6 protein-coding genes are annotated in these 8,908 nt (G+C 39.8%); 5 read left to right on the top strand and 1 reads right to left on the bottom strand.

All coding sequences use genetic code 11. From position 1 onward, the window contains the following. Positions 1-579: 579 nt before the first annotated feature. From VZ94_RS06175 to VZ94_RS06160, 4 genes are read left to right on the top strand one after another with little or no spacing between them, the layout of a single operon-like run. Positions 580-882, top strand: a complete 303-nt coding sequence (locus VZ94_RS06175; protein ID WP_045778573.1) for an STAS domain-containing protein — start codon at positions 580-582, stop codon at positions 880-882. A gap of 10 nt (positions 883-892) precedes the next feature. Continuing rightward, a complete protein-coding gene (locus VZ94_RS06170; protein ID WP_045778572.1) occupies positions 893-3,088 on the top strand; it encodes a chemotaxis protein CheA in 2,196 nt (731 codons plus the stop codon). 8 nt (positions 3,089-3,096) lie between these two features. Beyond that, complete coding sequence (locus VZ94_RS06165) at positions 3,097-3,663, top strand: chemotaxis protein CheW (RefSeq protein ID WP_045778571.1); 567 nt, start codon at positions 3,097-3,099, stop codon at positions 3,661-3,663. Then, complete coding sequence (locus VZ94_RS06160; RefSeq protein WP_045778570.1) at positions 3,660-5,678, top strand: methyl-accepting chemotaxis protein; 2,019 nt, start codon at positions 3,660-3,662, stop codon at positions 5,676-5,678. Before VZ94_RS06165 ends, VZ94_RS06160 begins: the two co-directional genes overlap by 4 nt. A 7-nt stretch (positions 5,679-5,685) precedes the next feature. On the opposite strand, the gene VZ94_RS06155 is transcribed toward VZ94_RS06160, so the two are convergent. Further along, positions 5,686-6,918, bottom strand: a complete 1,233-nt coding sequence (locus VZ94_RS06155) for a PepSY-associated TM helix domain-containing protein (RefSeq protein ID WP_045778569.1) — start codon at positions 6,916-6,918, stop codon at positions 5,686-5,688. Positions 6,919-7,309: 391 nt separating this feature from the next. Between VZ94_RS06155 and VZ94_RS06150 the strand changes: the two genes are divergently transcribed. Next, on the top strand, positions 7,310-8,821 hold the full coding sequence (locus VZ94_RS06150) for an ASKHA domain-containing protein (RefSeq protein ID WP_052700260.1): 1,512 nt from the start codon (positions 7,310-7,312) through the stop codon (positions 8,819-8,821). Positions 8,822-8,908 lie beyond the last annotated feature (87 nt).

The following is an 8,908-nucleotide window of genomic DNA, read 5'->3' as shown; positions in this document are numbered from 1 at the left end:
GATTCAATAATGAAGCTGTTGTTTTATGCACAAGTTATACACAATGTTAATAATTACATTCTATTAATAACCCTTTGATTACAAGTAATAAAAATTGGTTTTACACATATACACCCGCTTAATAACAATAAAATAAATATTTTTGTCTTATATTGTTATTAGCCAATCAAAAAACAATAAAATAGCTTAATATTAAAGTTAGATAGTAATTTTATTAATTACTCTAATATGCTGTGGACAATACTGTGGATAAAGTCGATATTACGCCATTGATTTTTGTGGATAACCTTGACAATACTGGGATTGCATTTTTTATCCACATGTTATGCACATTTTTAAACAACGCAGAATGCATTTAAGTAACTGTTATCTAACTATTATTTTTGTTATTACACATATCCAGTGTTCTAATAATAAAAAGATATAAATTTTTTTTTCTTAATTTTTATTAAGCTGAATACTTGCTCTCGTGTTTTAAAAAGTAATATTAAAAAATAAGCTTTTTATTAAATACAAATCCGTTATGATTAATCACACTCTTCATGAGTGATTTATTGATTACAATTCTTGAGAACGAACGTGACGACTAACGTACAGTGCAACGAAGGTATTTGCCTTTTGAAACTCGGTAATGAGTTAACTATTTATAACGTAGCCGAATATAAACAGCAGTTAGAAACAGGTTGGCAACAAAATCAAGAATTACACTTGGATTTATCTGACGTATTAGAAATTGATAGTGCTGGTGTGCAACTATTGCTATGGTTAAAAAAAACAGCCGGTTCGCTAAAGTTAGTACACCATAGTAAAGCCGTTATCGAAGTTTTTGAGCTGCTAAATCTAACCGCTCATTTTGGCGATCCTATTATTTTGACTCAATAACGGTTTGGTTATGAACGACCTTGATGCAGCACTGACGGTTTTTATTCAAGAAGCAGAAGAGCTTCTTATTCAAATGGAGCAAGGGTTACTTTTATTAGAAGAAACCCCATCCGATAAGGAAAGCATAAATAATGTATTTAGAGCCATGCATACCATTAAAGGCTCAGCAGGTTTATTTGGTTTAGAACATGTGGTTGCGTTTTGTCATTGTGTTGAAACCGTTATGGATGCGATTAGGAAAAATCAACGCGCTATTGATAAACAAATCATTTCGGTATTATTGAGTTGTAAAGACTTTTGTTCTGAGTTAATTGAATACAATCTGAGCAACCAAAGCCCAACACTTCCTGAAAGATTAGCCGAAACAAGCAACCAATTAATCCAACAATTACATGCAGACCATGCTTTGATTAGCAAAGCACCCCTCGATAAAGAGCCAGAAATTACCGCGATTAAATCAGTACTCCCTGAAGATAACTGGTTAATTATCTTAAAATTTCATACAAACGCTTTGCGTAACGGCATAGATCCTATTGCTTTCATTAGTTTTCTAAAAGGCAAAGGCAGTATTGTCACAATTCAAACGCTAACACCAGAGCTGCCTATAGACTTTAGCTTTGATTCTGAAAGCTGTTATTTGCAGTTTCACATTGTATTTCACACACCGTTAGCTAAGCCGGACATCGCGAAAATCTTTGAATTTGCTGAAGATGACTGCGATATTCGGTTGCTTCCGCCAGATTCTAAAATAGAACAGTATCTAAAGTTATTGCAAGCATCTGAGTATGACGCTGACGGTGTGAAGGAAATAGAGAAATTAGGTGAAATATTGACCAATATAGGCGCGTTAACGGCTTCTGAGATAAATCAAGCGTTACAACAGCAAGAGCAAAACCAAGCCAAACGCCTTGGCGAGATATTAGTTGAGCAACAGTTTACCGAACAAGTGGTCGTCACGCAGGCATTGCAAAAGCAAGAGTCAGAACGGGAGAAAGCCAGTAAAGCCGCTAATTATATTCGGGTCGATGCGACTAAATTAGGTCGATTGATTAACTTAGTGGGTGAATTAGTAATATCAGGGGCAAGTATTAATTTACTTGCTCAACGTTATCGCTTAACTGAGCTAGATGAAGCAGCGGCTCACATGTCGGGCTTAGTCAGTGAAATCCGTGATAGCGCATTGCAACTAAGAATGGTTTCTATCGGAGAAACCTTTTCACGGTTTAAACGTGTTGTGAGAGATGTTAGTACCGAGTTAAACAAGCAAATTGAGTTGGTTGTTACCGGCGGAGAAACTGAGTTAGATAAAGCGTTGGTTGAAAAAATTAATGACCCACTCACTCATTTAATTCGTAACGCGCTTGATCATGGTATAGAACTGCCTGAACAACGCTTGGCATCAGGAAAACCTGCGCAAGGCAATATTTATCTTAATGCGTACCATGACTCAGGCCATATTGTCATTGAAGTTGCAGATGATGGTGCTGGTTTAAATGCCGATAAAATTTTAGCTAAAGCGATTAAAAATGGCTTGGTTACAGAAAATCAACAGCTTAGCCAACAAGAAATTTTTAATTTGATTTTTGCAGCGGGTTTAAGCACTAAAGATCAGGCAAATAATTTATCTGGGCGCGGCGTTGGTATGGATGTGGTGCGCAAAAATATCTTGGCATTACGCGGAGCGGTTAATGTAACGAGTCAACAAGGTGTTGGCACGACGATTACGATTCGTTTGCCATTAACATTAGCAATTATTGATGGTTTTATGGTGGTTGCAGAAAACGAACGCTACATTATTCCACTGAATATGATTGAAGAATGTGTGGAAATGAATGCTTCTGAATGGAAGATAGATACGATTAAACATTATATTAATTTGCGTGGTGAGGTATTGCCTTACTTAAGATTAGCTGATTATTTTCAGAATCGAACACAACACATTCCTACAGACCATAGAGAAAGTTTAGTGGTAGTAAAAATGGCTAATAAAAAAATAGGCTTAGTGGTCGATGAGTTACAAGGCGAGCATCAAACCGTTATCAAACCGCTAGGCAAAATATTTGAGCGTTTACAAGGTGTCAGTGGTGCAACTATTTTAGGCAACGGTGATGTTGCATTGATTTTAGATGTGCAAGGATTAATTCAACATGCCATGCATGATACAAACACGAGTTATCAATCTAGCATGATAGCCAATTCTTACTAAGGTATACGATGGTTCGTTTAAGAAGCGAAAATCAACAATCCAGCCAAGACGATAAGTCGTTGGCTAATGATGCTTACCAACAGTTTTTAACATTTTTGTTGGGCAATCAGGTGCTTGGCATCGACATATTAGAAATAAAAGAAATTATTGAAACGACTAGGATTACTAGAATTCCTAAAACACCGGCTTACATACGCGGTGTGATTAATTTACGCGGCAATATTGTTCCTGTCATTGATTTATCGGCCAGGTTATACCAATACGCGAGCGAGCTTAGTAAGTTAAGTTGTATCGTGTTAGTCGAAGTGGAATTAAATCATGAAATGCACATGGTGGGGGCTTTAATCGATCAAGTTAATGAAATCCTGGATATTGCCGAAGCCGATTTATTACCAGCACCTGATTTTGGCACAGAAATTCGCATTGACTTTATCAAGGCTATGGGCAAGGTAAACAACGAATTTATTACTTTATTAGCGATTGAGCGTATTTTGTCGATTATCGAATTAGCAGAGTTTCAATCTATCACGCAAGAAAACAATCAACAATTCCAGACATCGGAAGTAAGTAAATGAATATTAATGACCTAAGCGTAAAAACAAAAATATTAAGCGGTGCCATGTTATTGGTGATTATCACTGTGATATTCGGTGTGGTTGCTCAGCGCTATGTATCGAAAGTAGCTGACGCGCTGTTTGGGATTACCGACAATAATGCCAAAGCAGTGGAATTGGCTACAGGCGTTGAGCGTATGGCTTTTTCAACGATTTTAGAAGAAAAGAATTTTTTACTTTATCAAAAAGAAGAAGCTCATCAACATTTAGACAGTAATTTAAAACAGCTTTATGAGTATTTAGATAAGCTTACTGAACTTGCTAAGAGTAAGAATAATACGCGTTTATTGGATCAAGTGGCTAGCGCGCGTAAAGACGCTACGCGCTACGATAATGAATTCGATAAAGGTGTAGCCATGTTAAAAGCGAATAAGCAAATGGTTGCGCTTATGATTGAGAAGGGGGTAAGCGTTGTTGAAATATCTGAAAAGTTTATGAATATTCAGAAGGATTCATACGACAATGCTATGGCTAAGGGTGCTGATGCCAAAACCTTAGATGAGTATGTGCAACGCTACGTTAGAACAGTCGCCATTCGAGTTAAAGCCAATCGAATCATTCGCTTAGAAAAAGAGGAAGTGAATTATAAAGACCGCGTCGCTTGGAACAAAATGGTGGTGATGCTGCCCGAGTTAATGCGGTTATATGACGATTTAGAAAAAATTACTGTTGAAAAATCCTTGCTTGATTTAATTGAACAAGCGCGTATCGCGACAACAGAATATGAGCAAGCTGCGCAAAATTGGATTAAAAACGACGATGAATTAAAAGTTATTCTTAGCCACATGCAAGAGTACGGTCAAACCGTAATGCAACAAGCTCAAGATGCTGAAGCCGCCGGGTATCAGCAATTAGAAGTCGCCAGAAATGAGGCTGAGGCCTTAGTTCGTCAAGCCAATATTATTATTATTTGTACTATTTTGGTGTCGGTGATTTTCGGTTTATTCATCGCGTTTTTCTTAACAGCTTTGATTACCAAACCTATTCAAAAAGGCGTTGCTTTTGCGAATTCGTTAGCGGAAGGGGATTTAACGGTAACGCTAGATATTTATCAAAAAGATGAAATTGGTGTATTAGCAACAGCATTACAATCCATGAGTTTACGCTTTAAAGAAGTGGTTGAAGGGGTGAGAGCAAATGCCAGTAATATGGTCGGCGCATCGCAGCAAATTAGTGCAACCTCACAAGCATTAAGCCAATCGGCTGTTGAGCAAGCGTCAAGTGTGGAATCTACTAGCTCATCGGTGCATCAACTGACAGCATCAGTACAGCAAAATGTTGAAAATGCGAAAGTGACTAATACCATGGCAAGCACCTCGGCTAAAGAGGCCGCTGAAGGTGGTGACGCAGTTAAACGCACTGTCGACGCGATGAAACAAATCGCTGGCAAAATCACGTTAATTGAAGATATTGCTTATAAAACCAATTTATTGTCATTAAATGCTGCCATAGAAGCCGCTAGAGCCGGTGAGCATGGTAAAGGCTTTACAGTCGTGGCTGCGGAAGTGCGTAAGTTAGCGGAAAATAGCCGAGTAACCGCACAAGAAATCAAAGAATTAGCGACGAATAGCGTCAATATTGCCGAGGAAGCGGGAAAATTATTAGAGCATATTGTGCCTAATATTCAAAAAACAGCGGATTTAGTTGAAGAAATAACCGCAGCATCAGAAGAACAAGCGCAAGGTATTAATCAAATCAATGATGCCATGGCGCAATTAGACCATACCACTCAGCAAAACGCCTCAGCCTCGGAGGAACTTGCGGCTACGTCCGAACAAATGAGTGCGCAAGCTGAAAATTTACAACAATCGGTGGCTTTTTTTAAAGTTGAAAATGCTTATGCGGCCGTTAAAAACTCATCGAAAGATAGAAATTCAAAGTTAGCCGTACCCAATTACAGCGCGACAATGCCTAAAGCAAAGAAGGCCAATTCATCGAATACGGATATTGATTTAAAAGACTTTGAGAAATTTTAGGCGATGTTTATCGGTTTTTTAATGCCTGAGCTTTACGTTTTTTTAAGTAAATGTAAAACCCGGTGATAGATAACATGACAACGACTAAACCCATCGTAGAGACAAAAAGTTTAAACGGCAAACCAAAAACACGCGCTCTATGTAGCGACATTAACCACATGGTTATCGTGTAGCCGATATTTTCTTCAGGTAAGCCATAAATACCTGCGAATTGCCCCGTGTCACCATCAAAATACAACATAGGGGCAAATTCGCCGATGTTTTTATCGGTTTCTGCTTGGTAAACATATAACCCTAGCTCTGGTTGATAAGCCAGCTCAATTTCACCAAAAACAGTAAACTCATGTTGTTGAGCTTGTTCAGCCAATAATTTTTTTGCTATGGCATGGGCTGCACGCCAGTCTAGTTTAGGTTCGGGTTTAGCTTTGGCCAGTTGAGGTAATTCCGGATACTGCTCTAAATCGGGCATGTTAAATGCCCAGGTCATTAATGGCTGGTAAATAAACTCGCGCAAGTTAAAACTGACCGCTGACCAGGCAATCACTAATAACATCAGCCATGTCCATAAGCCAAACGCTCTATGTAAATCCACCATTAAGCGATGAGTGGAACTCGGCCATTTTATTTTCCAAGCAACAGACCAACGTGACCCAAAGCTTTTACCGGTTTGTGCTGAATTCGAGGCAGTTGTTTTTCGTGCGGGGGGTAAGGTTAAATAAAAGCCAACAAAACAATCGAGTGTCCAAATTAAAGCCGCTATACCTAGCAACCAAATCCCAGGCTGCTCTAATAATAACGAGAAATGTAGTTTATAAATGACATTCATCACATTGCTTTTAGTGATGGGCCAAATACTATCGTCTTCGTCTAAGCCATAATCGATGAGTTCGCCGCTATAAGGATTTAACCGGATTGAGAACTCATCGAGCGGTAAAGGTTTGCCGGTTTCGGTATCAATTTTGGGCAATAAACCGGCTTCAAAGATTTGTCCGGGTTTACGGTTAAACACAATTTGGTTAATTCTGGCTTCAGGGACTAATGCTTGAGCCTTTTCGACCAGCGTAATGTCGTCTAACATAACTCGTTGTTCAATAGCCACAAAGCGCCGCTCAGGATTTAACCAATCATCTAATTCTTGATAAAACGCCAAAAGACTACCGGTTATACCAACGATGATTAAAAAGAAGGTTAAATAAAGACCGGCATAGCGATGCATTAATACCCAAAATTGTCTTTTCATTTTTGTTTATGCGAGTAGGTTGAGTTGAAGTGATGATACGTGTTTATCGTTGGCAATTTAAACAGTGGTTACCAACTTAAGACGGGGCGCTTTTAATTTTAGCCAGTGGAGCTAAATCGTCATTTCGGCATTTAACTATACTTTAAACGGTTAAGTTTTCGGTTTTTAGGTAGGGTGCGCTGTGCGCACCTTTATAAGTTATCATTAAAAATCAAATGAAAAAGGTGCGCACAGCGCACCCTACGGCAACACAAGATACCGAATGTGACCGTTCAGAGTATATATAAGGGTATAAAGTTGAGTGATTTTTGTAACGCATTGACGCTAATCATGCCGGATGGACGGTATCAGCGATTTAATTTTCAATCCGGTGCTACCTTATTAGAAATTTTTGCTGCTCGAAGGTTACCCGATACGTTCCATTTGTGGTGGGCATGGTGGCTGTGGACAATGTAAAGTTCAAGTGTTAGACGGCTATTCTATGCTGTTGACGCTGAGTGAGCAAAACCTAGTGAGCAAATCAGACGCTGAAGCGGGTTGGCGTTTGGCCTGTCAAATTCGGCCTAAAGCTGATATGACTGTGCACATTACACAATCAAGCATACCTGTTCTGCATTGGCGCTTGTTGCAGGACAGTGAATATGGAAGCTTACCGATTTTACCTAAGCGCCCAGAGTTGAAGCATCGCTATGGTATTGCTGTTGATTTAGGTAGCACTCATGTTCGCTTATCGCTATGGGCGTTAGGCGATGCGAAACGGCTTACTGGTTGTATTGGGTTAAATCCGCAAATTGCTTATGGCGGTGATGTGTTAACCCGTTTATCTATGGCCGAGCGCTCTGAGAGTAGTAAGTTGGCATTAATCCGCTTAATCCGCTCTGCGCTGGCTAATGCGATTGAGTTTATGCTTGAGCAGACAGCTATTACTGCATCAGCTATTGATAAGATGGTGATAGTGGGCAATACCGCGATGCTCGCCTTAGCATCAGGTAAAAATATAGCGTTGTTATTACAGCCAGAATTTTGGCAATGTTGTATTGATATTCAGCCAGAGACTGTCGAGGTCGTGCAACGAGATTTAGGGTTGTCTAAGCAGATGCAAATAGACTTTGTGCCGCCTTTAGGTGGTTTTATTGGCTCTGATTTGTTAATGGGCGTCATTAATACGCAATTAACCCGTCAGCCTGCTTATTCACTGTTAGTTGATTTTGGTACAAATTCGGAAATTGCTCTGTGGGATGGTAAAAAATTATGGGTGACGTCAGCGGCAGGCGGCCCTGCTTTTGAGGGGTGTGGTATTAGTTGCGGCATGTCAGGAGAAGCGGGGGCAATCTACCGTGTCGAATCTGATAAGAATACAGGTTTTCAGCTAGCCGTTATCGGTGATGTTACAGCCCAAGGGTTGTGTGGTTCAGGTTTAATTGATGCAATTGCTTATTTGCTAGAGCAAGGCTTGCTAGATAAATTGGGGCGATTCACACGCGAGTTAGCCAATGGTTTTGTTTTAGCCGAAACGGATAAAGCGATTGTTCTAAACGCATCAGATATTGATGTTTTTCAACGCGCTAAAGCATCGATTGCGGCGTGTATTCGTCGGCTATGTGATTTGGCGGGTGTTGCGCTGGCTGACTTAACTCAGATTTATGCGTCCGGTGCGTTTGGACAATGGTTAGCGATTCATCATGCGCAACGTGTCGGGTTATTACCGACTATTCCCGCTGAGCGCATTCATTTGATAAATAATACTGCGTTATCAGGGTGCGAAGAAGTTTTGTTAATATCCGAAAAGCAGCAATACTTGCGGGAAATCACAACCATTACCGAGGTGTGTAATATGGCGGAAGATTTAGAGTTTGAGACTTTGTATTTGGAAAACCTTTATCTACAACCCATGCAGGCATAAAATATAAATCGGTTAACAGCTTAAGGCGGGACAGGGTATTCAGGGTACAGGACGCCGTAAATACATCCCTGTAGGCTTGGTGGCAGC

This window comes from Methylocucumis oryzae, from assembly GCF_000963695.1.
Classification (GTDB): Bacteria; Pseudomonadota; Gammaproteobacteria; order Methylococcales; family Methylomonadaceae; genus Methylovulum; species Methylovulum oryzae.
The sequence above is the reverse complement of the archived record's forward strand: the minus strand, read 5'-3'. Positions and strand labels throughout refer to the sequence as shown.